At 46.2% G+C, this 24,758-nt stretch carries 32 protein-coding genes, 1 tRNA gene and 1 other RNA gene; 25 read left to right on the top strand and 9 right to left on the bottom strand.

Translation table 11 applies throughout. From position 1 onward, the window contains the following. Position 1: 1 nt before the first annotated feature. From FC34_RS03575 to FC34_RS03550, 7 genes are read left to right on the top strand one after another with little or no spacing between them, the layout of a single operon-like run. Positions 2–433: a hypothetical protein gene (locus FC34_RS03575; RefSeq protein WP_057894004.1), complete on the top strand. Its 432-nt coding sequence runs from the start codon at positions 2–4 to the stop codon at positions 431–433. Positions 434–446: 13 nt separating this feature from the next. Continuing rightward, positions 447–824: a hypothetical protein gene (locus FC34_RS03570; protein ID WP_057894003.1), complete on the top strand. Its 378-nt coding sequence runs from the start codon at positions 447–449 to the stop codon at positions 822–824. Then, complete coding sequence (locus FC34_RS09530) at positions 824–955, top strand: XkdX family protein (protein WP_083479218.1); 132 nt, start codon at positions 824–826, stop codon at positions 953–955. The genes FC34_RS03570 and FC34_RS09530 overlap by 1 nt, the downstream gene beginning before the upstream one ends. After that, on the top strand, positions 948–1,337 hold the full coding sequence (locus FC34_RS03565; protein ID WP_057894002.1) for a hypothetical protein: 390 nt from the start codon (positions 948–950) through the stop codon (positions 1,335–1,337). The genes FC34_RS09530 and FC34_RS03565 overlap by 8 nt, the downstream gene beginning before the upstream one ends. After that, positions 1,321–1,668 (top strand): hypothetical protein, encoded by a 348-nt coding sequence (locus FC34_RS03560; RefSeq protein ID WP_057894001.1) that lies wholly within the window; start codon positions 1,321–1,323, stop codon positions 1,666–1,668. The genes FC34_RS03565 and FC34_RS03560 overlap by 17 nt, the downstream gene beginning before the upstream one ends. Further along, on the top strand, positions 1,646–2,053 hold the full coding sequence (locus tag FC34_RS09610; RefSeq protein ID WP_157052212.1) for a YrzE family protein: 408 nt from the start codon (positions 1,646–1,648) through the stop codon (positions 2,051–2,053). Before FC34_RS03560 ends, FC34_RS09610 begins: the two co-directional genes overlap by 23 nt. 2 nt (positions 2,054–2,055) lie before the next feature. Continuing rightward, on the top strand, positions 2,056–3,021 hold the full coding sequence (locus tag FC34_RS03550) for an N-acetylmuramoyl-L-alanine amidase (protein WP_057894000.1): 966 nt from the start codon (positions 2,056–2,058) through the stop codon (positions 3,019–3,021). Positions 3,022–3,039: 18 nt separating this feature from the next. Here the strand turns inward: FC34_RS03550 and FC34_RS03545 are convergent, their stop codons facing one another. From FC34_RS03545 to ssrA, 3 genes are all read right to left on the bottom strand, one after another. Next, entirely contained in the window at positions 3,040–3,252 is a 213-nt protein-coding gene (locus FC34_RS03545) for a hypothetical protein (protein ID WP_057893999.1), read from the bottom strand. A gap of 156 nt (positions 3,253–3,408) precedes the next feature. Beyond that, on the bottom strand, positions 3,409–3,540 hold the full coding sequence (locus FC34_RS09855) for a hypothetical protein (RefSeq protein WP_268872373.1): 132 nt from the start codon (positions 3,538–3,540) through the stop codon (positions 3,409–3,411). Positions 3,541–4,022: 482 nt separating this feature from the next. Continuing rightward, positions 4,023–4,390, bottom strand: a transfer-messenger RNA (tmRNA) gene (ssrA, locus tag FC34_RS09525). A 101-nt stretch (positions 4,391–4,491) separates the two neighbouring features. On the opposite strand from ssrA, the gene FC34_RS03540 reads away from it, so the two are divergent. Genes FC34_RS03540 through FC34_RS03530 form a run of 3 tightly spaced genes read left to right on the top strand, consistent with a single transcriptional unit; the run spans position 4,492 to position 7,096 of the window. Next, positions 4,492–4,878, top strand: coding sequence for an SdpI family protein (locus tag FC34_RS03540; protein ID WP_057893998.1), 387 nt, complete (start codon positions 4,492–4,494; stop codon positions 4,876–4,878). An 11-nt stretch (positions 4,879–4,889) separates the two neighbouring features. After that, complete coding sequence (locus tag FC34_RS03535; RefSeq protein WP_057893997.1) at positions 4,890–5,612, top strand: response regulator transcription factor; 723 nt, start codon at positions 4,890–4,892, stop codon at positions 5,610–5,612. Continuing rightward, positions 5,612–7,096, top strand: a complete 1,485-nt coding sequence (locus tag FC34_RS03530) for a sensor histidine kinase (protein ID WP_057893996.1) — start codon at positions 5,612–5,614, stop codon at positions 7,094–7,096. The genes FC34_RS03535 and FC34_RS03530 overlap by 1 nt, the downstream gene beginning before the upstream one ends. A gap of 77 nt (positions 7,097–7,173) precedes the next feature. On the opposite strand, the gene FC34_RS03525 is transcribed toward FC34_RS03530, so the two are convergent. The 3 genes from FC34_RS03525 to FC34_RS03515 form a co-directional block, all read right to left on the bottom strand. After that, positions 7,174–7,734: a hypothetical protein gene (locus tag FC34_RS03525; RefSeq protein ID WP_057893995.1), complete on the bottom strand. Its 561-nt coding sequence runs from the start codon at positions 7,732–7,734 to the stop codon at positions 7,174–7,176. A gap of 10 nt (positions 7,735–7,744) precedes the next feature. Then, the gene (locus tag FC34_RS03520; protein WP_057893994.1) at positions 7,745–8,497 is read right to left on the bottom strand and encodes a hypothetical protein; all 753 of its coding nucleotides are present in this window, start codon (positions 8,495–8,497) and stop codon (positions 7,745–7,747) included. Between the two features lie 164 nt (positions 8,498–8,661). Next, on the bottom strand, positions 8,662–10,872 hold the full coding sequence (locus tag FC34_RS03515; RefSeq protein WP_057894144.1) for an LTA synthase family protein: 2,211 nt from the start codon (positions 10,870–10,872) through the stop codon (positions 8,662–8,664). Positions 10,873–11,030: 158 nt separating this feature from the next. Here FC34_RS03515 and FC34_RS03510 point away from each other — a divergent pair, with 158 nt between their 5' ends. The 5 genes from FC34_RS03510 to FC34_RS03490 all read left to right on the top strand — a co-directional run bounded on the left by FC34_RS03510 (position 11,031) and on the right by FC34_RS03490 (position 16,041). After that, positions 11,031–11,648 carry a VanZ family protein gene (locus tag FC34_RS03510; RefSeq protein WP_057893993.1) on the top strand — a complete coding sequence of 206 codons (618 nt, stop codon included), beginning with the start codon at positions 11,031–11,033 and terminating at the stop codon, positions 11,646–11,648. A gap of 238 nt (positions 11,649–11,886) precedes the next feature. Continuing rightward, entirely contained in the window at positions 11,887–12,735 is an 849-nt protein-coding gene (locus FC34_RS03505) for a GRP family sugar transporter (protein ID WP_057893992.1), read from the top strand. Positions 12,736–12,864: 129 nt separating this feature from the next. Next, positions 12,865–14,205: a glucose-6-phosphate isomerase gene (locus FC34_RS03500; protein ID WP_057893991.1), complete on the top strand. Its 1,341-nt coding sequence runs from the start codon at positions 12,865–12,867 to the stop codon at positions 14,203–14,205. A gap of 211 nt (positions 14,206–14,416) precedes the next feature. Continuing rightward, positions 14,417–15,001, top strand: a complete 585-nt coding sequence (locus FC34_RS03495; protein WP_057893990.1) for a LysM peptidoglycan-binding domain-containing protein — start codon at positions 14,417–14,419, stop codon at positions 14,999–15,001. A gap of 140 nt (positions 15,002–15,141) precedes the next feature. Continuing rightward, positions 15,142–16,041: a Gfo/Idh/MocA family protein gene (locus FC34_RS03490; RefSeq protein ID WP_057893989.1), complete on the top strand. Its 900-nt coding sequence runs from the start codon at positions 15,142–15,144 to the stop codon at positions 16,039–16,041. 71 nt (positions 16,042–16,112) lie between these two features. Here the strand turns inward: FC34_RS03490 and FC34_RS09850 are convergent, their stop codons facing one another. Then, complete coding sequence (locus FC34_RS09850) at positions 16,113–16,238, bottom strand: hypothetical protein (protein ID WP_268872372.1); 126 nt, start codon at positions 16,236–16,238, stop codon at positions 16,113–16,115. Between the two features lie 69 nt (positions 16,239–16,307). Here FC34_RS09850 and FC34_RS03485 point away from each other — a divergent pair, with 69 nt between their 5' ends. From FC34_RS03485 to FC34_RS03455, 8 genes are all read left to right on the top strand, one after another. Continuing rightward, positions 16,308–16,775: a nucleoside deaminase gene (locus FC34_RS03485; protein WP_057893988.1), complete on the top strand. Its 468-nt coding sequence runs from the start codon at positions 16,308–16,310 to the stop codon at positions 16,773–16,775. A 275-nt stretch (positions 16,776–17,050) separates the two neighbouring features. Continuing rightward, the gene (locus tag FC34_RS03480) at positions 17,051–18,901 is read left to right on the top strand and encodes an OPT/YSL family transporter (RefSeq protein ID WP_057893987.1); all 1,851 of its coding nucleotides are present in this window, start codon (positions 17,051–17,053) and stop codon (positions 18,899–18,901) included. Positions 18,902–18,970: 69 nt separating this feature from the next. Beyond that, positions 18,971–19,342 carry a DUF1304 domain-containing protein gene (locus tag FC34_RS03475; RefSeq protein WP_057893986.1) on the top strand — a complete coding sequence of 124 codons (372 nt, stop codon included), beginning with the start codon at positions 18,971–18,973 and terminating at the stop codon, positions 19,340–19,342. An 18-nt stretch (positions 19,343–19,360) separates the two neighbouring features. Continuing rightward, positions 19,361–20,302: a ferrochelatase gene (hemH, locus tag FC34_RS03470; protein WP_057893985.1), complete on the top strand. Its 942-nt coding sequence runs from the start codon at positions 19,361–19,363 to the stop codon at positions 20,300–20,302. 49 nt (positions 20,303–20,351) lie between these two features. Then, positions 20,352–20,843 carry a GNAT family N-acetyltransferase gene (locus FC34_RS03465; protein ID WP_057893984.1) on the top strand — a complete coding sequence of 164 codons (492 nt, stop codon included), beginning with the start codon at positions 20,352–20,354 and terminating at the stop codon, positions 20,841–20,843. A 72-nt stretch (positions 20,844–20,915) separates the two neighbouring features. Beyond that, positions 20,916–21,041 carry a hypothetical protein gene (locus FC34_RS09845; RefSeq protein WP_268872371.1) on the top strand — a complete coding sequence of 42 codons (126 nt, stop codon included), beginning with the start codon at positions 20,916–20,918 and terminating at the stop codon, positions 21,039–21,041. Then, a complete protein-coding gene (locus FC34_RS03460; protein WP_057893983.1) occupies positions 21,019–21,513 on the top strand; it encodes a hypothetical protein in 495 nt (164 codons plus the stop codon). Before FC34_RS09845 ends, FC34_RS03460 begins: the two co-directional genes overlap by 23 nt. A gap of 68 nt (positions 21,514–21,581) precedes the next feature. After that, positions 21,582–21,653 (top strand) — tRNA-Glu (locus tag FC34_RS03455). Between the two features lie 67 nt (positions 21,654–21,720). Here FC34_RS03455 and FC34_RS03450 read toward each other — a convergent pair. After that, positions 21,721–22,308: a TetR/AcrR family transcriptional regulator gene (locus tag FC34_RS03450; RefSeq protein ID WP_057893982.1), complete on the bottom strand. Its 588-nt coding sequence runs from the start codon at positions 22,306–22,308 to the stop codon at positions 21,721–21,723. A gap of 105 nt (positions 22,309–22,413) precedes the next feature. Here FC34_RS03450 and FC34_RS03445 point away from each other — a divergent pair, with 105 nt between their 5' ends. Both FC34_RS03445 and FC34_RS03440 read left to right on the top strand, forming a co-directional pair. Next, positions 22,414–23,412: an amidohydrolase family protein gene (locus tag FC34_RS03445; RefSeq protein ID WP_057893981.1), complete on the top strand. Its 999-nt coding sequence runs from the start codon at positions 22,414–22,416 to the stop codon at positions 23,410–23,412. A 15-nt stretch (positions 23,413–23,427) separates the two neighbouring features. Further along, a complete protein-coding gene (locus tag FC34_RS03440; RefSeq protein ID WP_057893980.1) occupies positions 23,428–23,739 on the top strand; it encodes a DUF2316 family protein in 312 nt (103 codons plus the stop codon). Between the two features lie 67 nt (positions 23,740–23,806). Here the strand turns inward: FC34_RS03440 and FC34_RS03435 are convergent, their stop codons facing one another. Next, entirely contained in the window at positions 23,807–24,751 is a 945-nt protein-coding gene (locus FC34_RS03435; RefSeq protein ID WP_057893979.1) for an amidohydrolase family protein, read from the bottom strand. Positions 24,752–24,758: the final 7 nt, after the last annotated feature.

Genomic DNA, 24,758 nt, shown 5'->3' with positions numbered 1-24,758 from the left:
GATGACTTTAATTTATGACGGCGCTGAGGTTAAAACCATTGCGTTCGGCGGTCAAGAATTTAAATCACTGAGTGCTGATAGCTACCTGATTGACGGACAATCCGCCCGCAGAGCAGTCAAAACTCCAAAAAGTTTTGCCGACGCAAAAACGGGATTTATCTTCCGGATGGTGTTCTATGTCACTGATGATACAGTCTTTAAGGGCATCACTAGCATGACAAATTCAACGTTCACCAGTGCCAAACTCACCGATAAGTCATATTTGGTAACACTCACCGTACCTAAGTCCACAGCTGGAGGAAAAATTGAGTATGTAGCCAATACCAACAAGCCGATAAATCAGTGGTTTGTTGCACACGCTGCTGATATTCAGATGTTTCCCACCGCTGTTAATTTTTTGGAAGCATTGATTATTTCGATAGAAGAATATTAGGAGGAAACACAAAATGAAGACAATTTACGAAACTTATAACTCACCCCAACCAGATGGTAACTTTTATTATGTGCACAACGTATCAGATACACGGCCGACTGCTCACCCTTATACTGAGATTCCAATTCCTGACAGTCTCAAGAATGGCTTGCCAAAGTTTGACTGGATGAAGAACCAGTGGGTTGACGCCAGTGAAGATGCTCAAGCTAAAATGCTTTCAGATTTGCAAGCAGCCAAGACTAAGCTGACAGCTGACTTAAAAATCGAACAAGATGCCCGCATTGAGGCAGAAGCTGAAAACAACACAATCAAACAAGCTGTGGCAAGCATTGGGTTAAAGGTTGCTGAACTTTCGGTTCCAAACACAAAACCAGCGGAGGTGGCTGAATAATGTTCAAATGGGTAATTGATTTTTATAAGATGGGTCTCTATAACGAAGACAATTTGAAAGCTTATGTACGTGGTGGATTGATCAGCGCCAATGATTTCAAGTCTGCCACTGGCGTTGATTATCATGATTAGCGCAATTAAGCGCGACTGGCCGAGGATGCTTTTAGGCTTGCTCAACGCCATGTTGGGGTTGGTCATCATGGAAAACCCTGACTACCTTGATAACCGCGTGGCTCACTACATGACTACCAACTGGCTAGACGACTTTTCAGTCGGGCAGGCCTTTTTGATTGTCGGCGTTTTGGCAGTTGCCTTTGCCTTCACGCGACTTAAGTGGTGCCGAGCGGTGACCCTATTAGCTGGGGGTGGTGTTCAGGCGGCTTTCATTTTTGCTTTTGGATTTCGATATTTTGACGGGTCGATTAACATGACTTGGGTCTACGCCTTGTTCGCGTTTCTCTTAACATGTATCGTCGCGGGATTGGGGGACAAGACTATTGAGGGACATCAATAACACTATCATCTCATTGCTTGGCTCCGGCACCTTAGGCGTTATCATCGTTGGGGTGCTCCAATATCTTGGCAATAAACACGGCAAACTCGAAGATGAGTATCGAAATCTTTATCAAGAAGTCAAAGAAGAGCTCAAGGCTTATAAAGCGGAGCACGAAAAAGTTGAGGATGACTTGGAAAAAGAGGTCAGCGAGCTTAAAGCGACCGTGATTGAGAAAGACCGAGAAATCAGCGAGTTAAAAGGCATTTTACGTGAGGCCAAAAAGACAATCAGTGAGTACAAGCGATTAATTCGGGAGGACGAAAAAAATGGATCTAATTACAAGTCTTAATTTAGGGACGGCTGCTGAACTTGCGATTTCGGCAGTCATTATTTTTGCATTGACTCAAGCAGTGAAGCAAACACGTCTTGATAATCGATGGCTACCATGGGTTTCCATGGCAATCGGTATCGTAGCGGGTTTAGTGGCTGTCATGGCCACAAATGACAACAATTGGTTTAATGGTGGATTGATGGGGCTACTTGTTGGCGCTGCGGTCAGTGGTCTATTTGATGGTTTCAAGGGGTTCTCAAGCAAGAGTTTTGGGACAACTGAAATCATTAGTAACCCAACATCGGCAGTACTACCCAAGCAAGAAATCAGTGATGACTTATTAAAGCCATCTCCACATGAAAACGAAAAGGATGACAAGGCACAACCTAAAGGCGGTGAATAAGTTTGGGACTTCCTACAATCAATAAATCTCATACGTTAGGCCCTAACCAAGGTGACGCACGGCAAGCGATTAAGTTGATGGTTATCTTGCATGAGTCTGGCAACCAGAATGATGTGTATGATCCCAATGCCATCCTAAATGAAGTTAAGTATATGCGTATTCATTTCAACGATGCTTATGCAACATACTTTGTTGGTGGCGGCGGCCAGATTTATCAAATCGGAGAACCAGGATATGTTGCTTGGGCTGCATTATCAGCTAATCCATATGCGCCAGTTCAAATTGAACTTGCTAGGACTGCTGACCGTGCCACTTTCTTGAAGGACTACGCGACTTACATCGAGCTAGCCCGCAAGTCCGCTAAAGACTTTGGCATTCCACTCACGCTTGACACAGGTGGAGCTGGAACACCAGGCATTAAAACTCATCAATGGGTAACCAATAACTACGGCGGGGACCACGTTGACCCTTATGCATATTTTGCAAGTTGGGGTATCACCAAAGCCCGCTTAGCAACTGATTTGGCTAATGGCGTTGGGACCGTCACGCCAACCAACCCTAACATTGTGACAGTAAAATATGTGTCTGGTTATGGGGTAAATGCCTTGGATAAGTACGGCAGGCAAATTAAGGGCAGTAACTTAAGGCTGAAGCATGGCACTGCCTGGAAAGCTTTTGGCGTCTACATCCTTGGTGGTGTAGTTGCTTATGACATCGGTGGTGGCTGGTACTTACCACAGCAATACACTGATCAAGCTGGGATTGTGACAGTTAACTACGCACCGGGCTACGGTGTTTTAGCTGTCGATGCCAATGGCAAGCATATCAATGGTTCAAACGTGAAGTTCAAAACAGGGACTAAGTGGAAGAGTTCAGCAGCCCGACTAATCAAGGGCAAAGTATTCTACCAGCTGAGCAAAACAGAATTTCTAGAAGCTGCCTATACAAATGGCGGCGGATATAAATAAAAAAGAAACCCCATCGGCTTAGTTGTCGGTGGGGTTATTTTTGTGCGCTAATTCAATTTTGCGGGTAGATATTAATTCGGTCAGTTCTGCAAGGTCTGATAGGGTAGCTAGATTCTTGATGAAAGATTTTGCCGTCGACCGCTTGACGATGTATCTTTTTCGCTCTTTGTTTGCCTCATCCCATTTTTTGTTGGCGGCAATCCGCGCTGGGGACAATTTATTTTCATCCATGCTATTCGCTCCTAAATGAATTCTTTGATTAATGCTAACACGCTGAAGACGATGGCCAGTATGGCTAATACAATAGTTGCTTTTCGTCGATTGTTATTCATATTAATGACATGGTACAATGGGTACAACAAACAAGGGCTTATGCCCTTGCTCTTTCTAGAACCAGCTCTTGATGAAGGCCAACATCGAAATGATGAATGATAAGACCGCCAGTCGATATTCATTGATTTCGCGTTGCTCTTTCTTGAGCCGGTTCTTTTTTGTTACCCTTGAACCGATGTCTTTCACCTCCTCCCTATGTCTATTATAATACACGTTATAACGTGTATAGTCAACACTTTTGTGCGATGTTTTTACAATTTTTTTCAAACAAAAAAGGCCGCCACTAGGGCGGTCTATTTTTATTCAATCGAGTCCCACGACGCCACGGCTTCTGATATCAAGGACTGATACCATTCATGCATCTCAGAATCACTACCCACAGCTATCACGGTAACAGCAACCCCCCATGGGTCCTGCGCGATTATCACGACTCTACCATCAGGCAAAAGATACGATTGACTTTCCATTTCTTAACCTCCTTTTATATTGGAAGATTACGCAAAAAAATAGCCACCTCAACGGGTGGCCAGCGTGTGCAAGCTTATATTTTTCAACTACATTTCAACTACATTCTGAGTAAATCAGATGACACGATATGACATTTTAGCTTCATAAAAACACTGATTCTTCAATGTTTTTACACGATATACCCAGATATAACTTTCATAATATGGAGATGACGGGAATCGAACCCGTGTCCATCAATCTCACGCCATGCAGGTCTACACTCATAGTTGACTAATTTGAATTTCACCAAGGTGACGCGCCAGCCAACGCGGCTAACTCACCATGGCTAACCTGATTATCTCTCCAGCCAACATTCAGGTGGGATGTTGGCTGTGTAGCTCAATTAATTTGAGACCCCAAACCCGCCCCTTGAGCAAAGACGGTGGGATCACACTAAGCTGTTATTTAGGCAGCTAAAGCGTAAGAGTTTTCGTTGTTTGCAGTTAATAAACTGTTCCGTTGTTAACGGAGCCGAGCCTCCGGAATGCACCACATGGGCAATAATCAATGTCGAGACCATTACATCCCCATAAACTTGCAACGTGTAGTGTAGCACGCTTGGTGAAAGATTGTCAAACAATGCCCAACGTGCTAGGCTTTATAAAGAAAATACGGGGATGGAGGCTCGCGATGATTCTATTATTTGCTGGCGGGATTCAGATTGTCATTGGATTGAGTTTCTTAATCCTTCCCGCTCGAAAACCCAGTAGTCTATATGGCTACACATCGTATTTAGCGAGTGTGAATGAGACGGGCTTTCACTTAGCCCAGAAATGGGCTCGGCAGACCTTACTCCTGACAGGGATCGTCCTAGTGTTAGCAGGATGGGCGATTCGATGTTTGCAATGGGATAAGTTCTTTATTTTGTGGCTTTTTATTGCAGTGCTATCGTTTCTGCCGGTTTTCGTGCAGACAGAAACACGCCTAAAAAAGTACTTAATTAGTATTGATGAATTACCAGTCGATTATGTGGATCCAGACGAAGCCTTGAAGAATCGCGGTCGTCGGCGCCATTAGGAGGAACCAAGATGAAGATATTAATGATTGAAGATAACCAAAGTGTTGCTGAAATGATGGGTATGTTTTTCCAAAAAGAGAATTGGGAAGTCGTTAATGCCTATGACGGGGAAGAAGGGCTTGCCCAATTTAAAGCCGATCCGGAAGGATTTGACATCATTACCTTGGACTTGAATTTGCCCAAGATGGATGGCATGCAGGTTGCCAAAGAGATCCGGCAACTGAGTCAAAGTGTGCCCCTTATTATGTTGACCGCACGAGATACTGAAAGTGACCAGGTCCTGGGTCTTGAATTGGGCGCTGACGATTATGTCACGAAGCCGTTCTCACCAATGACGTTGGTGGCGCGGATTAAGGCGCTGCACCGTCGGGCCGAAGTCAGCGAGACCCAAAGCCCCGCAACAGAATCAGCGGACGCCGACTATGATGTTGAGACCAAGCACTTCAAGCTCAGCACGAAAACTCGGGAAGCCTTTTTGGATGATGTCCCGATTGAGGGCCTGACCCCTAAGGAGTTTGACTTGTTACACACGCTGGCCGGCAATCCTAAGCAAGTGTTCTCACGAGAACAATTATTGCAACTCATTTGGGACTATGAATATTACGGTGATGAGCGAACCGTTGATGCACACATCAAGAAGTTACGCCAGAAGATTGAAAAGGTTGGCCCTCAAATTATCCAGACGGTTTGGGGTGTTGGCTATAAATTCGATGATTCGGGACTTGATGTCTGATGAAATTGATTTATCAACAGATGTTGGCGTTTTTGGGCGTGATTCTCGTCACGCTCGCCGTGATCAGCATCTTGTTTATTCGGTCAACGACTAATACCGTCTGGGAAAACAACTTTACCCAACTCGAGCAATATACCGAAGTTCTGAAGAATAACTCGTTGGTCCAAGTGGGTGATAATCAGTTCATGATTAACAGCAATTTTATTGCCACTTCGGAGAACGTGCTCCAAGACCAGCATGTCCATTTCATTATTTATAATTCAAAAAATACCGCGGTGTATCCCACCAATAGCAGTCGGACTCCGCGCGGGATTGACGACGATGACTGGGCGCAACTGAAGAAGGGCAACGCGGTTTCGGTGCGAGAATTGGCACGCAACCCCGCTGATGGCTCTCAGCAGAGCATGACAATATACTACAAGCCCGTTTTCCTCAGCGGTAAGCTACTTTTTGTCATCTCAGCTTTTGCACCTGTTGAAACGATTCAAACCGCCATTGGTAAGACGGAACACAACCTGCTGATTGGGTTCTTATTATCAATGCTAGCGGCGATTATTGTGAGTTATATTGTGGCGCGCTATCAAGTTCGGCGGATTAATCAATTGCGCCAAGCCACTCATCAAGTGATGAATGGGGATTATGACGCGCCTATTGCGACGAAGTTCAAGGGCCATGACGAGATTACTGATCTGGCTATTGATTTTCAGAACATGGTGAACTCCTTGAAGGCCAGTGAAGCCGAGATTGAACGGCAGGAGGGCCGCCGCCGGCAATTCATGGCTGATGCTGCCCATGAGATGCGGACGCCGCTGACGACGATTAATGGCATCCTAGAGGGTTTGGCTTATGATGTTATCCCCGAAGAATCAAAGGCAAAAAGTATTGAACTCATGCGCAATGAAACCAATCGCCTGATTCGACTGGTGAATGAGAATCTTGATTACGAAAAAATTCGGACCAATCAGATTATTCTCAAGAAGACCCAGTTCAACGGTCAAGTCGATTTGGCCAACATAGTTGAGCAGCTGAAACAGAAGGCGGACGCCGCTAACGATGACGTTGTTTTGAATGCACCAGCAGAATTAACTGTTTATGCGGACCACGATCGATTTGTGCAGGTCGTCTTCAATATCGTTCAAAATGCCATCCAGTTTACAGATCATGGCACCATTACAATCACAGCCAAGAATGGCGTTCATCAAACTGAAATCAGTGTTTCTGATACTGGAATCGGGATGACGGCCGATCAGGTGAAGAACATTTGGGAACGGTACTACAAGGCTGATCCATCGCGGAAGAATACCGCCTATGGTGAATCGGGCTTGGGCTTAGCCATTGTGCATCAGCTGATTAGCCTCCACGGCGGCAGTATCGAAGTTGATTCCAAGTTGCATGAAGGCACGACCTTCAGTTTCACCTTCCCAGATGAAGCCACAGCGCCTAAACAAAAAGCCGTCAACAACGGCGAAGCAACAGAAGCCTAAAAAAACACCCCGATACGATTATCGGGGTGTTTTTGTGCGGTAATGGTGGTTGGTTAGGCTGGTCGCCAGACAATCTTTCAAGCTGGTAGGGATAAGGCATCGGCTTCATAGGTTGCGACAGGTGTGCTATTCAGCAAGCTATGGTCAGCCGTTAAAATGATGAGACTGGCCTCTGTTGCTTTCACAGCCTGAGTGGCATCAACGAGAAAATCACGCATCTCTGCAGCTGATAAGGCAGCTTGACTGTCTTCCATGAAAATATAGCGTTTGCCTGCCAAGATACTCCGGAAAAATTGGATGTCCACGCTTTGTCGCAAACTGATGCTCTGAGCACTTTGCTCAAGGTACACCGTATCGTGTTGCAGAAAGCTGGGGACTAGTTCTAGCGGCTTCACGTTGCCATTAATGAGTAGGTTCGCCTTCACCGACAAATAAGGGATGATGGCCGTATGCGTCGTTGAAATGAGTCCAATCGTCCGCATTAGATTATGCTGCATGAAGCGATTGACATAGTCTTGGTATTGGTTAGCTGTCTGAGTATTGTCTCGGGTGCTGATAAAATAGATCCCTGGTTCAGCAAAGAGATTAGCTAACAGGGCGTTTAATGTTTTTTTAGTTTTGGATTGAAAGAATAGCATGCGCAACCTCCTAATGGGCGAGTGAATCTCGCTTCGCAAAAGCGCGGATGAATCCCGCCGCTAATAGATGTGACAATAGTATGAGCCCAATGCCAGTCAGGAACACCAGCAAGAAGGGTTTTGGATAAACTAACAGCGAGTCCGACACCGGTGCTGCTGCGAATAGTAGTGATTGATCAGAGAAGCCAGTCAGTTGGTGATCAAAAATCCGACTAAATTGGGTGTTGAATTGGCGCAAAAGCGCGCGGCCACCAGCACTATTCTGGAATAAGCCTTGGTTTAACTGATTCCACCAGGCCGTGATTCCACCAGAAATAATCAGTAGAACCAAACTCACGCCGATAAAAACTGCAGTGAACGTAAACATGGACTCGGTGGCATACTGCAGGGCAACTTTGGTGGGCGACTTGCCAAGAAGTAGATATGATCGTGACTCAGCAGCACGGCGATAAGCGGCGCTGATGGCTAGTCCCAGGTTGAATAAGAAGAAAATACCGGCAGCTGCTAGGAACCAAAGCTGATAATTAGCATCAAGTAACGCGTGGGCGGCCGCGACACGATTAGTAATAACAATCGCTTGTTCATTGCTTAAATTCAAATCACTTAAACGTTGGTTAAATTGGAGGTTGGCGAGGCTATTGAAATTTTGACTTGTGAGCAGAAATAATCCCACAAGGACAAATCCGATCGTGATAGTGGCCAGCACCAGGTGATGCCACCGGTGGTAGCCAATGCCTCGAATGGTCCTTTCAATAAATCGCACGCTGATCACCTCATCTTTACTATTTGTAGTATACGAATCACTTTTGAACAATTTATGAACTTCTACCGATTAATCAACGGACTTTGACGCGTTTGATCGGCTTAAATCGCAAAAAGCACCCGCGGCCCATCATAAAACAAGGACGTAAGTGCTTTTTGGGGTAATTATTGCGGTGCTTGGCTACTACTGTCTGTTTGCTCGGTTGAAGTTGTGTTGCTCCGATTTGCAATGGCTGGTGGATAAGTCGTCAACGGACTGGCATCAGTGGCAAATTCGGGCGCGTCGGTTTTGTACAGGTCAACGGTACTCTTAGATTTATGTTGTGAGAACACTGAAGTCGACTTATTACCGAGCGTTTGTTCTTCTGCTAGCATTTGCTGCAAGCCTTGCAAGTAGTTGACTTTAGCCGGGTCAATCGGTTTAAAGTCGGGTGGTACGTAGAAGCGTAATAGGTTCTTATTAGCGACTGTATCGGACAAGTCAAGTTCTTCATCGACCCGCTTCTGCCAAGCCGTCATTTCCTTTTTAAGCGCTTCTGAAGGCATTAACGCCTCACCAGTCTGATTTGCGTACACTTTACTGCCCAGCACCGTGTAGTTAGGTGTGACGTAATTGTGATTACGTAAGGCGACCAGTTGCTGATGATCAGGCGATAGCAAGTCACTCCCGAATTGAACGTATTGCTGGGAATTGATGCCCAGCAGGTGCAGCAGTGTTGGCAGAACGTCAATTTCGCCACCGTATTGGTCCTGAATGCCCCCTTTAAGACCAGGGGAATAGAACATCAGCGGCACGCGTTGTAAGGCAGTATTGTCGAAACTCGTCCAATTGGCTGGATCTTTGCCTAATAGTGGGGCTAGCGTTTGGTTGCGATCGTTACTGATGCCGTAATGGTCGCCGTAGAGCATGACGAGAGAAGTTTTGTCCAAGCCGGAGGCCTTTAAGTAATCAAAGAATTCTTTCAAGGCTTGATCAAGATAATGGGCGGTTTTGAAATAACCATTAATTGTGGCATCATCAGTGCCCGCATCAGGGAAGTTTGAATCTTCATCCGTGATAAAGAACGGATAGTGGTTGGTCGTGGTAATGATTTTGGTGTAGAACGGCTGCTGCAAATGTTCCAAGTACTTGATTGATTCGCCAAAGAGAAGCTTGTCTTTAATCCCGTATTCGGTCGCAGCGCCACCCTCATGGTCGTAGAAATTGCCGTCAAAGAAATATTGGTAACCCAGACTTTTGTACACGTTATTTCGATTCCAGAAACCACCGGAGCCGCCATGAAAGACGGCGGTCGTATAACCCTTGGTCTGGTTCAAGATGGCTGGAGCCCCTTGGAAGGTATTGTCTGTCCCTAACGAGGTGAAGAGCGAACCAGTGGGGAGTCCAAATGTGCTCGTCTCTAACATATTTTCCGCATCGGAAGTTTTACCCAGACCGACTTGGTTAAAGAAATTGCTAAAACTCAAGGTATTCTTATTTCGATATAAGGAGTTTAGGAATGGCGTGACTTCCTGTCCGTCAACTTTCATCCCAATTAGGAATTGTTGGAAACTTTCCAAGTGAATGATAATGACATTCTTGCCGGCTGCTTGGCCAAAATAGGCCGGGTTGGGGGCGGCGTAGTGACTACGGACGTATTTCAGAACGCTATCCATGTCGGCACTGTCAGCGGTGGCCCGCACTTGATTGGTTTGCGCAGTCTTAACACCGTCGTACACGGTGAATGGCATTAAGCCTAAGTATTTAACAATGTAATTGCGATCAAAGGTTCGCGTCAGTAATTGAGGTCGATTCAGTTCGCTAATCGCCATGTTCAAACTAAACAAGGCAATCCCAATCACAGTGATGGCTTGAGGAAAATGAAATGCCACTGGCTTACGATCCAGAACCAAACCAAAGTGTGGCCAGCGCAGCGGCTGCTTGTGGATATACCGGACGAGATTGAAGACCCCAAAACCAAGATAGGCCAACAGGCCAGCAAGCAAGTCGAACACATAGATGATATCGCTTGGACGAACCATATTCAGAGAACTTGCACCCAGTCCCTGGGCGACCTTAGACACCCCTAGAATGGTGTTAATCGTCATGAAGTCACTAAATTCGCGGTAATAAAGCACATTGGCCACGAGTAAGACAATCGATAAGGTGTAAACGATAATGGCCGTAAGATAGGCACGTTTCGGTGCTTTTACGTACAGGGATAACGAAAGCAGGGCGATACTAATCCCAATGGGGTTAACGACCAAAATGATTTGTTGAAGAATCCCCGTTGCCCCAAGTGAGAAGTCAATATAGTAGGCAAACAAGGTTTTCGCCCACAACAATACGAGTAACACGCAGAGAAAGCCACTGCGCGTGGTTTTTAACCAATTCATGAAGAGGCGCAATCATGCTTCCCCCTTTCTGTCTTGCCTATTGTACCCGTTAAACTGAATGACCAGCAACTCAAAAAAGCGTAAGATTTGCCAAAGTCACGCAAATTTTGCCGCGATGAGGCGTCAGTTTGTTATCATATTACGGAGGAGGGGTTGCATTGCTGTTTCTAAAACCATTATATCTTTGGGTTGCTGCGCACTATGCAACCCGAATTAATCACTTTCCATTAATTACGCTTATTTTTCAAAGCATTGACAAGACCATTTTTTACCTATTGATTTTTCTAATCTTACGTTGGGTTTGGCGGGGCGTGCACCACAAGCGCTTGCATTGGGGACAAGAATTGCGTTTGGTCCTACTGGTGACTTACTTACTTTTACTATTTAACTTGACTGTCTTTCGCGATGCCTATTTCCCGTGGGATCTGCAACTATACTGGCATCGGCCGTTGTCGGTTATTAATTGGCGGCCGCTGGTCGAAACGGTCAAATTAACCGAAGGGGCCAGCATGATTGACTTCTGGTATCAATCCTTGGGTAATGTGTTGTGGTTTATGCCTTTGGGCTTTTTGTGGCCGTTGGTCCATCCACAGAAATCAAATTGGGGGCGCATGTTCTTTGTTGCAGTCTGTTTCTCACTGAGTATTGAGGCCTTGCAATTTGTCCTTAATACCGGCGTGACTGACATTGATGATGTGATTTTTAATACGTTGGGTGGCGTCCTTGGCTACTTGTTACTGCCAAAAAAATGGATTCACGCCCACGGGCATGCCTAGCTTGTCTTGAGATGTAAAGCATCTTTGGAGAGGCTATTTTTTGTTTTCTCATCGTTTTTTAACTGGTCTAGACAGATTGAAAATTTATGAAAACTTGCAATAATAACACGAGTTTTCTTGAAGGCGTTTCCATTGTTGAAACCGCTTAAAAATGCGCTTGCTTTGAAAACGAAATCAATGTAGAATCATATTTCGTTATTTAAATTTAAAACTCATATAAACAGAAAGAGGAAAGACCATGGCGATTATTCTTGCATTAATTCCAGCCTTAGCATGGGGCTCCATCGGGTTGGTCAGCGGTAAATTAGGCGGTAACGCCTATCAACAGACATTAGGGATGACCCTCGGGGCATTAGTTTTTGGGATTGGGACTTTCTTAGTGGCTCAACCCGCCATGGATATGAAAGTTTGGGCTTTGGGGATTCTATCCGGGCTATTCTGGAGTCTGGGCCAAAGTCAACAATTCCAATCCATGAAGTTCATGGGGGTTTCACTGACTGTGCCGATTTCAACCGGGATGCAGTTGGTGGCCAACACCTTGGCTGGTGCTTTGCTGTTTGCTGAATGGCGGACCAGCAAGGATGTTTTCTTGGGTCTCTTAGCTTTATTCCTATTGATTGCTGGGGCTTACCTCACCTCTAAGAAGGAAAAGAGTGACGCTTCCGCAGGCGACTCCGTGGGCAAGGGCTTACGGACACTGCTGATTTCAACCATTGGCTACGCGGGTTACACCATTGTGATCACGGCAGGACATCTGGATGCGTTAGCCGTTGTCTTACCACAAAGTATTGGGATGGTCATTGGCGCAAGTCTCTTTGCCTTTGGTCATGACGCCTTCGCTAAGGGCACTTGGAAGAATATTCTGACCGGTTTACTTTGGGGCACTGGGAATGTCTTCATGCTATTGTCCATCAAGCCTGTTGGTTTAGCCGTTTCTTTCTCACTAGCACAGATGGGGATTGTTATCTCAACCTTTGGATCAATTTATTTACTGGGCGAGAAGAAAACCCACAAAGAAATGCGCTACGTCACAATCGGGAGCTTATTGGTTATTCTTGGTGGTATCGTGCTTGGTATTATGAAATAAAAGATAATTTAAACAATCCCGCACTATTCATATTTTTATGAAGAGCTGCGGGATTTGCTTGATTTTTCGGGCAATAGCGCATAGAGTTTAAGTTGAATTTACTTCAAATTTATAGGAGGATTGCCCATAATGGCTCACATCTCTTTTGATTCATCAAAGCTCGGCAAGTTTGTGCACGATAACGAACTTGGCCAAATGCAAGCGCTGGTTACAGCTGCTGATAAAGAATTACGCGAAGGTACCGGTGCTGGTGCAGATTTCCGCGGTTTCCTTGATTTACCTACTAACTATGATAAGGATGAATTCGCTCGGATTAAAGATGCTGCTAAGCAGATCCAATCTGATTCTGAAGTGTTTATCGCGATTGGGATTGGTGGTTCATATCTTGGTGCCCGCATGGCCATCGACTTCTTATCCCACACGTTCCGTAATGCCGATCCTAATTTGAAGTTCCCTGAAGTTTACTTTGCTGGTAACTCAATTTCTAGCTCATATTTGTCTGACTTATTAGACATCATCGGCGACCGTGACTTCTCATTGAATGTTATTTCAAAGTCAGGGACAACGACTGAACCTTCAATCGCTTTCCGGATTCTGAAGGCCAAGTTAATCGAAAAGTATGGTAAGGAAGGCGCTGTTAAGCGCATCTACGCCACAACTGATCGGGCTAAGGGTGCCTTGAAGACTGAAGCCGACGCTGAAGGCTACGCTGAATTCGTTGTGCCAGATGACTTAGGTGGCCGTTACTCAGTGATGTCTGCTGTAGGTCTGTTACCAATTGCTGTTGCCGGTGGCAATATCGACGACATGATGCGCGGTTTAGGCGATGCTGCTAAGGAATACAGCAGTGACGATTTGTCTAAGAACGAAGCTTATCAATATGCTGCAATGCGTAACATCCTTTACCGGAAGGGTTACACCACGGAATTACTTGAAAACTACGAACCAACCTTGCAATACCTTGGCGAATGGTGGAAGCAATTAATGGGTGAATCTGAAGGTAAGGACCAAAAGGGGATTTACCCATCAAGTGCTAACTTCAGTACTGACTTGCACAGTTTGGGCCAATACATCCAAGAAGGTTTACGCAACTTAATGGAAACTGTTGTCTGGGTTGAAAATCCTACCCACGACTTGAAGATTCCCGCGGAAGCTGGCAACTTGGATGGCTTAGGTTACCTTGAAGGCCGGTCAATGGCTGAAGTTAACCGCAAGGCTTACGAAGGGGTTGTGCTTGCCCATACCGACGGCGGTGTCCCTGTGATGACCGTTTCGATCCCTCAACAAGATGCTTACACGCTTGGCTATATGATCTACTTCTTTGAAGCAGCAGTTGCTATTTCTGGTTACTTGAACGGGATTAACCCATTTGACCAACCTGGTGTCGAAGCTTACAAGAAGAACATGTTTGCCCTCTTGGGTCGCCCTGGTTATGAAGAAATGACCAAGGAACTCAACGCACGCTTGTAATTTAATTTGAAATACCCACAAACCATGCTTTGGTTTGTGGGTATTTTTTTGATTTGGCTGTAATCTTGCAATAAACACGTGTTATATTACGTCAATGTTATCACGTCCTGTTTACGTCACGGCATTGTAATCTTATCCATACTTGGCTGTCATGTTGAACGTCTAGTATAAGCATCATCAACCGACGCACACAGGAAAGGAAATTGATATCTTGAAACTTAAAACTCTTTTATTCGCAACTGCAGCAACATTGACACTTGGCTTTGCAGGCTTGAGCACAGGCACAGCACATGCCGCTTCTGACAATGGTAACGGCACTGTGACCGTGCAAGCCGGTGATACTTACATGAGTATTGCTAAAACGTACAATATGAGCATTCCAAGTTTAGAAACACTGAATGGCCGCACTGTTGGTGGATATGACTTAATTCACGTTGGCGATATTGTCAAAGTTCAAGGCACTGTCCAACAGAGTACTGTTGCGCAAGCACCTGTTCAACAAACAACGACGACCGCAGCGCCAACGACGACAACTTCAAGTACCGTTAACTATGGTAGCTCCCTGAAGTCTTACGTCTTAAACAAGATGGTCGCTGCAACAGGCGTTTCTGCTTCCACATGGGATGCCATCATTACCCGTGAATCTGGCTGGCAAGCGACTGCGCAAAACCCAAGTAGTTCTGCACACGGCTTGTTCCAAAGCCTCTGGGTCAACGGTAGTAACGATGTCGATACCCAAATTGCTGATGCCATTCGTTTATATAACGCTGCTGGCATGAGTCCATGGGCCCTTTAATTTAAATACTAATGATGTTGCGGTCGCCGTTTCGGCGACCGCTTTTTTTGTTAAGTTTTGCTCACTAAGGCCGCTAACCTTTGCTATGCCGTGGCCGCTTGCCTATACTGAAATTAAATGATAATTCGGAAGGTGACAGAATGCTTAATATTGGTGTGATTGGGTTGGGCAACATTGCGCAAAAGGCATACCTGCCTGTGTATGCGGGTCTACGGTCTCAAGTTAACTGGCAAATTCAAACGCGGGATCAAGATAAATTGGCCGCAATCGGCCAACAATACGGATTTAAGACGACCACTTCTTTAGCGAGCCAGGAAGGACTCGACGCCGTGATGATTCACACGCCAACTGCTACCCATTACGACCTGATTCGGGATTTTCTACTGCGTGGGGTCAATGTCTATGTTGATAAGCCAATTAGTGAGAATTTCGCTGAGGTAGAGGATCTTTATCGGTTGGCTGCTGACCGCCAACAGCTGCTGACGGTTGGCTTCAATCGTCGCTTTGCGCCGATTAATCAGGAACTGGCGCAAGTGGCTGACAAGAATGCAGTGACCGTGCTCAAGACACGGACTGAAGATTTAGAGGACACCAAATTTGCTTTATTTGATCTAATGATTCATCCCGTCGATACAGCGCTGTTTCTGGCTGGATTTCCTGATCCACAAAATGTTCACTATAGTCTCCATCAAAATAAGGACCATCAACTTGAACAGGCGTCGGTGACGTTCACCGGTAATGGCCTGCGCGCAGAAGCCCGCGTTAATATGGTGGCTGGGACTAATTATGAAGAAGCGACTGTTGAAAGCTCGCATGGGATCAGTCGCAGTATCAATTTGGGCCAACACCAGCAATTGGAGGGCCAGACTGAACAAGTCCAAGCCGCGCCAGACTGGGAGCCGACTTTGGTGACGCGAGGGTTTGATCCGCTGGTTCGCGCTTTTGTTCAGGCCATTGCCAGTCACGATCAGAATCCCGTCTCCCCAGAATCGAGCCTTCGGAGTCATAAATTGATTGCCGACTTGATCAGTCAACTCTGAGTTATCCAGCCATTTAAAAAAGCGTTCGTCCCCAGTTCATCGGGTGTGAACGCTTTTTAAATGCTTGAGCCTTATTTCCGTTTACCAAAAATGATGGTGATGATGCCAGTTGCGACTGTTAACATGCCGGCCATGGTGGCCAGGCCGCCGAAAACGGTTGTGGCAATGCCGATTGGGCGTAAGTTTTTGTTCTTCACAGCTAGTCCTCCTTATGTGGTACCCTAAGTGTAACGCAACGGCGTGGCATCTAGGTAGGAGGAATAATGATGTATCAATCAAACTTTATGGCAACAGCAGCACAGCTCGCAATGGATAACGTCACCAGTGGGGATGGCGGGCCGTTCGGCTGTGTCATCGTGAAGGATAATCAGGTGATTGCCCAGGGTCACAATCAAGTGTTAATCGACCATGATCCCACCGCCCACGGTGAAATTGTGGCCATTCGCCGGGCCGGACAAGTTTTGAAAACGCATGATTTAACAGGGTGCGTGCTGTACACCTCTGCCTATCCTTGTCCTATGTGTTTGAGTGCCATCATTTGGGCCAACATCAAAACCGTCTACTATGGCAATACTGCTAAAGACGCAGCGGAAATCGGGTTCCGCGATGATGCCATTTATCAGTACATTGAGGCCGGTTTGGAAGGGCCAACCTTGAATCTGAGTCAACACGATCGAAGTCTCACGCTGCCAGCATTTACCGCCTACCAAGATCAGCAACGAACCTTATACTAAAAACAATAAGTTTTTCATGCCGATTTCTAATTGAGTTTTGTAATATAACATTGCATATTTATTCCCAAACATTGCATAAAGCCACGCCGTTTTCACTGTCTAAAGTCGAACGGCGTGGCTTTTGTTGTTGTGTAATATTTTTGCAATCAAAAATACACTTGTCGGGCTTTAGATTGTGTGCCAATATAGGTAAGCGGGTTAACTGTTACCCTGAAATCTAACGAAAAAGCTTTTTATTTATTCATATTTAATTCAATGCGAGAAAGAGGTAAAGCATGGAAAAACAACCGACTTTAGTGACGCCAAAGGTTAAAGCTGCCACCGGCAGTACCTTGGTGCTGATTGTAGGCTTATTGTTAGCTATCTTGTTTGCTGCATCGACAGCGTATTCTGGGATGAAGGCCGGGCTCACTGTGGCCGCAGGGATTCCCGGGGCCATTATTGGATCGACTGTGGTGCGGGCGTTTGCACGTAAGCAAGGGTTTGCTGGTGTGAACCAAATGCAGGGCATGGCCAGCGGTGGGGAGACGGTTGCCAGTGGGATTATTTATGTCCTGCCAGCAGTTTTACTAATTGGGGCCCAGTTTAATTTCTTAGAAGCGGCGTTAGTTGGCATCTTAGGGCTGACATTTGGTGTTGGCGTTTCAGCTATCGTCGAGCAGCATCTATTGATTAATCAGGCGCAAGTTTTGATTTATCCCGAAGCAATGGCGATTAGTGAAACTATTCGGGCATCTGCTGAAGGTGGCACTGGGCTCAAAATGATGGGCGCAGGGTTTGGGATTGGCGGCCTGATTACGTTGGTGACCAGCTCGGTTTTTGGCTGGGTTAACAATCACTTCGTTCTCTTCGGAGACAAGGGTTATCGCTGGAAGTTTGAGTTGGAAGTCAATCCACTACTTGCTGGGATCGGCTTTATTGTTGGCCTTGATGTGGCGGTTAAAATGTTTGCTGGTTCGCTGCTAGCCAACTTTGCGATTGTTCCGCTCATTGGTTACTTTACAGATATGGCACAATCATCCGCTCACGTTTGGAACGCGGCGGGCACGGCAGTCAGTTCGCTCGATTTTGACGGCATTGTCAGCGGGTATACCAAGTATCTCGGGGCTGGCATGATGTTGGCTGGCGGGATTATTGGCGCCCTGAAATTGGTGCCGATTATTGTGAGCTCTTTGAAAGCAACTTTGGGGAGCAACCAAGCTAAATCGAAGCTCGGTATCGGCTTATTGATTTTCTCGAGCTTGGGCGTGCTGGCTGTCGCAACTGGCTTGTCTGGCAACTTATGGTTAGGTTTACTGGCCGGAGGCTTATCATTGCTGTTGGCATTTGTTTTCGTGGTGGTGGCTGCAAATCTCACGGGGACTTTAGGGACTTCGAATCTACCAGTTTCCGGGATGACCATTGCTAGTTTGGTCTTACTGACCCTGTTATTTGTTGTAATGGGCTGGACCGACCTTGCCAACACTCGGACCTTGTTACTCTTGGCGACCTTTGTTGTGACCGCCATTAGTATCGGTGGAGGCTACAGTCAAACGCAAAAAGCGACCGTATTGATGAAGGCTGATCGGGCTGTGATGCAACGGCGCTTCTTATTAGCTGCTGGTGTTGGGACTCTGACCGTGATTGGCGTCATTTTACTGCTGAAGAATCAATTGGTCTCAGATGCTGCCGTACCAGTATTTGGTTTGCCACAAGCCAATTTGATTGCGACGTTGACCAGTGGAATTCTGACCGCGCAATTACCGTTTAACATTATTATCATCGGTATTGTGATGGGAATCGTGATGTATTTCCTTAAACTGCCAATTATGACGGTCGCCATTGGTTTCTACTTGCCAATGGCCACCACGTCGATTATTCTTGTCGGCGCGCTGATTCGCGTGTTGATTGAATTTAAGAACGACAACGCCAAAACGCAAGTCCAAAATGGGGTTAGCCTGTCATCCGGTCTGATTGCTGGGGGCTCTATTGTTGGCTTAATTGGGATTCTGTTATCAGTCAGCGGCTTGATTCAGCCTGGGGTACCTGCAGGTTTGCTTGGGACTAACACTGCGGCGGTGCTGCTCTTAGTCTTCTTAGTGGGTGCGATGGTTGCGGTCTTGTGCCGGAAATCAGTGAAAAATTAATCTGGCTTGATTAAAGCCCTAGGCTCCCCTACACTTAGATTTATTCAAAGAGTAGGGGAGTTTTCAAATATGCAATTGCTTAGTATGATTCTCGTTGTTTTGGTTGGCCTTGAGGCGTTTTTCATTATGGGACTCGAAATGTTTGGTTCCCAGACTGCCTTTGCTGCACAAGCTTTCGGTGTGCCCTTAGCGACCTTAAAAGATCCTCAAGTGAAGACTTTGATGGGTAATCAAGGCCTGTACAATGGCTTCATTGGCGTTTTGATTTTCTTTGCCCAATTCTGGTTAGCTGGAACAGCTAGCGTTCAGACAGTGTACTTAGCCTTAGCGATGGTCATCGTCGCCGCAATTTATGGCGGTATAACTGCGACCCGGCAAATTCTGTGGGTTCAAGGATTACCAGCCTTGCTCGCAATCATTGCTTTTTACTTCGCGCATTAACCACGAAAGGATTTATTTATGAAAGGGATTCTGTTGATCAATCTTGGTACCCCCGAACGGCCAGATGCACCGGCGGTCAGGGCGTATTTGCACGATTTTTTAGGCGACCCGCGGGTTATAAGGACTAATCGTATTTTATGGTGGGGGATTCTCCATGGCATGATTCTGCCATCGCGGCCGAAGAAGTCAGCGGCCCTTTATCAGAAAATTTGGACAGATGAAGGCTCACCGCTTGAAGTCTACACGAAGCAACAGACTGCTGCCCTTCAGACTCGGTTCTCTGATCGGATTGTGCGTTATGCCATGTGTTACAGCAATCCTCGGATTCCCACCGTGCTTGGTGAAATGGCGGATTTGGGGGTCGATGATTTGACCATCATTCCGCTTTATCCTCAGTATTCAAGCACCACTACTGCAGCTACATTTGATCAAGTGCAGGCCTATTATCGTAATCAGATGCACATGCCGGCGCTACACTTGGTCAGTGACTTTAGCCAAAATCCATTATATGTTCAAGCCATCGCGGACCGCATTGATGCAACGGTTCAAACACTGGATCCGGACTTAATTTTATTCTCGTATCACGGCATTCCCGAAAGTTATGTCCGTGACGGTGACCCTTATGCCACTCGATGCGAGAATTCTACGGCTTTAATTCTCAAAGCATTGAAAACGGCCCCCAAAACGCAATTGACCTACCAGTCCCGGTTTGGCCGGGATCCATGGTTGGGACCCGCAACAGACGAGACTTTGAAGCAGTTGCCCGCAGCTGGAGTCAAGCGGGTGGCCGTCATCGCCCCGAGTTTCACATCTGATTGTCTAGAAACTTTATATGAATTAGATATGGAAAATCGGATGTACTTTGAAGCGGCGGGTGGGGAACATTTCACCATGATTGCACCCTTCAACAACGACGCGGACTTTGTTGACGTATTGGAAAATATTGCGTCAGTTTATTAATCGCATTCGGCCGTGAGCGACTCACGGCTATTTTTGAGGGGTGGAACAGATGGCAACATTTGCACGAGCGACTTTGACAGATCTACCGGCCATAGTGGCCATTTATAATCAAAATATTGCGGGTCATATGGTGACAGCGGATTTGGCGCCCGTGACAGTCGTTGAGCGGCGTCCATGGTTTGAAGCCTATTCGGACGCCTACCCCCTGTGGGTTCTCAAAGACGAAATAGCAGTGATTGGTTGGGTTGGTCTAGAACCATTTTACGGTCGCGCTGCCTATGCGCATACCGCTGAAATCAGTTTATACATAGATCAGGATCAGACACACCACGGTTTTGGCCAGGCTAGCCTTGATTTTGTTCAGACCCAGTTGCCACGTCTCCGAATTAACACGCTTCTGGCCTATGTCTTCAGTCACAATCTACCGAGTGCGAAGCTTTTTGCAAAAAATGGCTTCGAGACCTGGGGGCATCTGCCAGACGTTGCGGTCTTAGACAAGCAGTTGCGCAGTTTAGATATTTTAGGTCGCCATTACCTTTAATTTTTGTTTAAGTGGGCTAGGCAAAGCGTTAAACCCGGCGTAGTCTTGTTGATAAGAATGGCGGTGAAGTCGGTGAAACGATTCTTGGACTGGTGGCGCCAAGCCAAACGCGATTGGCATGAGATTGTCGCTACCGGCGCACTCACCACCGATATGCCAACAAGGGGGACAAAAGATGCGCAGCGCACGAAAACCTAAACGAAAAAAGTGGCCCTGGATTAGCCTTATCCTCATTGTGGCAGTGGGTTTGCTCATTGCATTCATTGGGCCGCTGAATAATGGGGCTCGAAGCTTGAACCACAATCAAGATACGGCTATGGATACTGCCGTGAAGCGTCAGGTCACCAACAGACTTGAGGCGGCTAAGACGGGCGATCCAACAACGGACAGCATTATTGATACTAGTGTGGCAAAAATTAAGCAAACGCCGATGGCAACCTTGATGAAGGCGGCTGACAACCAGCAGCAATTAACCACCTTGCTCAGTCAAGCAACCGGACTGCCGACGAGTGTGACTGCGCCCGCTAGTTCGAGTCTCTTCCAGGATACTGACTTGAATGCCATTCGCGAGGACTTCGCGGCTGGTAGATGGACGCAGGTCATCCTGGATAGTCGCAACCTCCCAAAAAATTCTGCGCTTTCAGCGTTACTTCAACAGCCAAATCACTAGTATTGGCCCCAAAAAGTCGTTGACATCTGTTTACATTTCGGTAAACTATAAAGAGTACTTGACGACATTGCCCGTTGGTCAAGGGGTTAAGACGTCGCGTTCTCAGCGCGAAAACACGGGTTCGAATCCCGTACGGGTGAGAAATAAGTAAAAAGGCCCCCGAAATCCTTTATAGGTTTTCGGGGGTTTTTTGTTGGCCCAGATGGCTTATTGATTCTTGTGACTGTCACGGTCGTTTAATTCTAGACGATTTGGGATAAGCAATCGAAAAAGGGCCAGAGCTTCTGTTTGGTCTGGAAGCTGAGAACTGGTCGCAATTTGAATATTGAAATCTAAAATAGTTCGGCCGATGAATTGGCTGACGAATCGCTGTGTGACTTGCGACTTCTCTCGCAGGCGCAGAATTTGCTGTGCAGCGCCGCCAAAGAGGTTCTCGACTTGGGCGTGGGTCTGACTCCAGGGAATTAAGGCAAACAAATTCAGATGCTGGTACAACGCTTCGATTAACAAACTGCTACCGATTTCAAAATTGATTGTTGGTATCTGATCAACTTGAAGCTGAAATTCATTAATGGCCGTAAGGACGGCCACGATGATAACGTCAGCAATATTATCGTGGTGACGGTAAAATGTTGCCCGGGAGACGTGAGCCTGCTGGCACAGGTCCTGAACCGTTATTTCCTTGAAGGCCTTGGCTTGCTGTCGCAGGGACACGAGAGCGGCTAGTAGCTTTGCTTCTGTTCTTATTTTGCGCTGGTCAATCTCAAGCGGTTGGGTCAAAAAAGCTTTAGCCATGTTTTTCTGAGACGAATTCTTTAAATTCGTCGCACAACCTTCTTTCTATGTTAGTAGGATCTTCCTATAATGGTGAGCATTGAGGTTAAGAAGGGAAGAGACCTAATGAAGACTATTGCAGTTGAAGAACATTTTGAATCCAAAGTCGTGACTGCTAAAATGCAGCAGTTGCCAAACCAGCAGTCGATCCCAAAAATGGTTCCTGAGATGCAACGCTATATGCAGGAAGATTTGCCATCCCCGGAAATGATGCAAGATATTACAGAAGCACGGTTGGATTTCATGAACCACTATAACATTGATGTTTCTGTGCTGTCGTATGGCAACGTTCAACCTCAGAATCTTGAACCAGTTGAGGCCATCCCGCTCAGTCGGCTCGCTAATGATGAATTAGCGAAGATTACGCAGCAGTCGAATCGTTTCGAGGGTTTGGCCGTCTTACCGGTTGGCGATCCAACAGCGGCCGCGACAGAGCTGAAAAGAGCAGTCACAGCGTTAGGCTTGAAAGGAGTCATGCTGAAAGGCAATTTTCAGGGCAAGTTCTTTGATGATCCAGAATTTCTGCCAATTTTTCAAATGGCCAGTGACCTGAATGTGCCGGTCTACTTTCATCCCTCGTTTGTGCCCAATGTGATTACGGACCATTATTATAATAGTGAGAATTGGAGTGGCCTGATTAGTGGTATTTTGGGGTCAGACGGTTTTGGCTGGCATAATGATGTTGGAATCCAGGTGATGCGGATGGTGGTGTCAGGGATTTTTGACAAATTCCCTAATTTAAACCTAATTTCCGGCCACTGGGGTGAAGGGATACCGTTCTACTTCCAGCGGTTGGATGATGAGTTGACCAAATGGGCTGACTTAAAGAAGCCATTTTCGCAATACTATCAGGACAACATTTACATTTCACCCAGTGGGATGCTAACTATGCCTCAATTTAACTTATTGCGGGAACAAATGGGCATGTCAAAGTTGCTTTATGCGATCGATTATCCATATAAACAACCTGAGAACAGCGGCAGTTTTATTCAGAATTTACCAATTTCGGACTTTGAGAAGGAGCAATTCGCGCATGGTAATGCGGAAAAACTTTTTCATCTGTAGTGAGGAGAATTCAAAATGACTTTAAACCAACAACAACTAGATAATACGCGCCATGAACTTCAAGCAAATTTTGAACTCACAGGCTTAACCAAAGCCCAAGTTGCCACAGATTTAGGCATTAGCGAAGTCAAATTAGCTCACTTATTTGACCTGACGCAGCAATCCTTGAGTGATCCTTGGATTTTAAGGAATTACTTGTTGGAAAAGGTTCAGGCCAACGGACAGAACCCAATTGCGTTTACTGCTCTTAGTGGTGATTGGCATCGTCACTGGTTCTTGGACACCCAGGCCATTGACGATGCACAGATGTCTGCCGGCGACAACTAATTAGATAGACGCAACGGTTGTTTTAGCCAAAAAAGCGAACCCACAATTAATGGGTTCGCTTTTTGAGTTAACGCTTAAAAAGTTTTTCGGCATTGCTGTGAAAAAGCTTCTCTTTCAACGGGTCCGAAATTAAATCAGTTGTTTCAAGTGCATTTGCCAAGTTCATCACTACTGGCGTTGGCGTGTATGGGGTATCGGAAGCATACAGTAACTTGTCGGGGTCAATCAATTGCAATAAAGCTGGCAGTTGTTGCGACAAGACCATACCGGCGACGTCGAAGTATTGTGAACCCATTGCTTGCTTGATTTCCAGTTGATCAGCCGAAAGATCCGGGTTGAGTCCTTTGGCAAGTGGTATGCGGTTAGCAACCAGCGGAAGAACTGCACCGGCATGCGGAATGATGAATTTAATGTCAGGGAACCGGCTGAAAATTCGCTTGTCTAACATATTAACGACCGTTCGGGTCGTATCGAAGAAGAATTCTAGAATTGGGTCTGGAATATCCTCATTCACATTTGGAATTGACACGCCAGGGGCATTTGGGTGCAAGGCGACAATGGCATTCGTGTCATTCAAGGCCTGCATGACGGGATCAAGAATTGAATCACCTAGGTAGGTGCCGCGGGAGTTAGTCGGCAGGGTATAGCCGGCAGCTTGGCCAGCAGCAGTAATCTGCTTGATAACTTGAAGGCTTTCGTTGATGTAGGGGAGTGGTAATGAGGCAAAGAAGCCAATTTTGTCGGGAAATTTCGATTGTTGCGTGGCCGCGTAATCGTTCACCTCGTTTGCTAATTCCAACGTACTGGCAGCTTCGCCTGTATTAATGTGTGGCGAAGAGATGGACAGGATTGAATAATCAATCTTTGCTTGTTCCATAATCCCCAATGTCGTCTCAATTTCATACGATGGCGTTTTGACGCCATCACCCATATCATTAAACTGCGATTTCAAGAATTGTTTGTAACCTGGGGAAAGATAATGGGCATGGACATCAATTTTGTTATATTTCATTGCTAAA

Origin of the sequence: Lacticaseibacillus brantae DSM 23927, from assembly GCF_001436115.1 — a bacterium.
In the GTDB taxonomy this organism is placed as follows: domain Bacteria; phylum Bacillota; class Bacilli; order Lactobacillales; family Lactobacillaceae; genus Lacticaseibacillus; species Lacticaseibacillus brantae.
The sequence above is the reverse complement of the archived record's forward strand: the minus strand, read 5'-3'. Positions and strand labels throughout refer to the sequence as shown.

Bases quoted from the DNA above. Each gene is read 5' to 3' on its own strand.
- FC34_RS03530 (WP_057893996.1), top strand. From the start codon at position 5,612: ATGAAATTGATTTATCAACAGATGTTGGCGTTTTTGGGCGTGATTCTC.
- FC34_RS03460 (WP_057893983.1), top strand. From the start codon at position 21,019: ATGCGCAGCGCACGAAAACCTAAACGAAAAAAGTGGCCCTGGATTAGC.
- FC34_RS03435 (WP_057893979.1), bottom strand. From the start codon at position 24,751: ATGAAATATAACAAAATTGATGTCCATGCCCATTATCTTTCCCCAGGT.
- FC34_RS03445 (WP_057893981.1), top strand. From the start codon at position 22,414: ATGAAGACTATTGCAGTTGAAGAACATTTTGAATCCAAAGTCGTGACT.
- FC34_RS03535 (WP_057893997.1), top strand. From the start codon at position 4,890: ATGAAGATATTAATGATTGAAGATAACCAAAGTGTTGCTGAAATGATG.
- FC34_RS03465 (WP_057893984.1), top strand. From the start codon at position 20,352: ATGGCAACATTTGCACGAGCGACTTTGACAGATCTACCGGCCATAGTG.
- FC34_RS03475 (WP_057893986.1), top strand. From the start codon at position 18,971: ATGCAATTGCTTAGTATGATTCTCGTTGTTTTGGTTGGCCTTGAGGCG.
- FC34_RS03575 (WP_057894004.1), top strand. From the start codon at position 2: ATGACTTTAATTTATGACGGCGCTGAGGTTAAAACCATTGCGTTCGGC.
- FC34_RS03540 (WP_057893998.1), top strand. From the start codon at position 4,492: ATGATTCTATTATTTGCTGGCGGGATTCAGATTGTCATTGGATTGAGT.
- FC34_RS03525 (WP_057893995.1), bottom strand. From the start codon at position 7,734: ATGCTATTCTTTCAATCCAAAACTAAAAAAACATTAAACGCCCTGTTA.
- FC34_RS03515 (WP_057894144.1), bottom strand. From the start codon at position 10,872: ATGAATTGGTTAAAAACCACGCGCAGTGGCTTTCTCTGCGTGTTACTC.
- FC34_RS09610 (WP_157052212.1), top strand. From the start codon at position 1,646: ATGGATCTAATTACAAGTCTTAATTTAGGGACGGCTGCTGAACTTGCG.
- FC34_RS03450 (WP_057893982.1), bottom strand. From the start codon at position 22,308: ATGGCTAAAGCTTTTTTGACCCAACCGCTTGAGATTGACCAGCGCAAA.
- FC34_RS03505 (WP_057893992.1), top strand. From the start codon at position 11,887: ATGGCGATTATTCTTGCATTAATTCCAGCCTTAGCATGGGGCTCCATC.
- FC34_RS09530 (WP_083479218.1), top strand. From the start codon at position 824: ATGTTCAAATGGGTAATTGATTTTTATAAGATGGGTCTCTATAACGAA.
- FC34_RS03565 (WP_057894002.1), top strand. From the start codon at position 948: ATGATTAGCGCAATTAAGCGCGACTGGCCGAGGATGCTTTTAGGCTTG.
- FC34_RS03545 (WP_057893999.1), bottom strand. From the start codon at position 3,252: ATGGATGAAAATAAATTGTCCCCAGCGCGGATTGCCGCCAACAAAAAA.
- hemH (WP_057893985.1), top strand. From the start codon at position 19,361: ATGAAAGGGATTCTGTTGATCAATCTTGGTACCCCCGAACGGCCAGAT.
- FC34_RS03500 (WP_057893991.1), top strand. From the start codon at position 12,865: ATGGCTCACATCTCTTTTGATTCATCAAAGCTCGGCAAGTTTGTGCAC.
- FC34_RS03480 (WP_057893987.1), top strand. From the start codon at position 17,051: ATGGAAAAACAACCGACTTTAGTGACGCCAAAGGTTAAAGCTGCCACC.
- FC34_RS03570 (WP_057894003.1), top strand. From the start codon at position 447: ATGAAGACAATTTACGAAACTTATAACTCACCCCAACCAGATGGTAAC.
- FC34_RS03485 (WP_057893988.1), top strand. From the start codon at position 16,308: ATGTATCAATCAAACTTTATGGCAACAGCAGCACAGCTCGCAATGGAT.
- FC34_RS03490 (WP_057893989.1), top strand. From the start codon at position 15,142: ATGCTTAATATTGGTGTGATTGGGTTGGGCAACATTGCGCAAAAGGCA.
- FC34_RS03440 (WP_057893980.1), top strand. From the start codon at position 23,428: ATGACTTTAAACCAACAACAACTAGATAATACGCGCCATGAACTTCAA.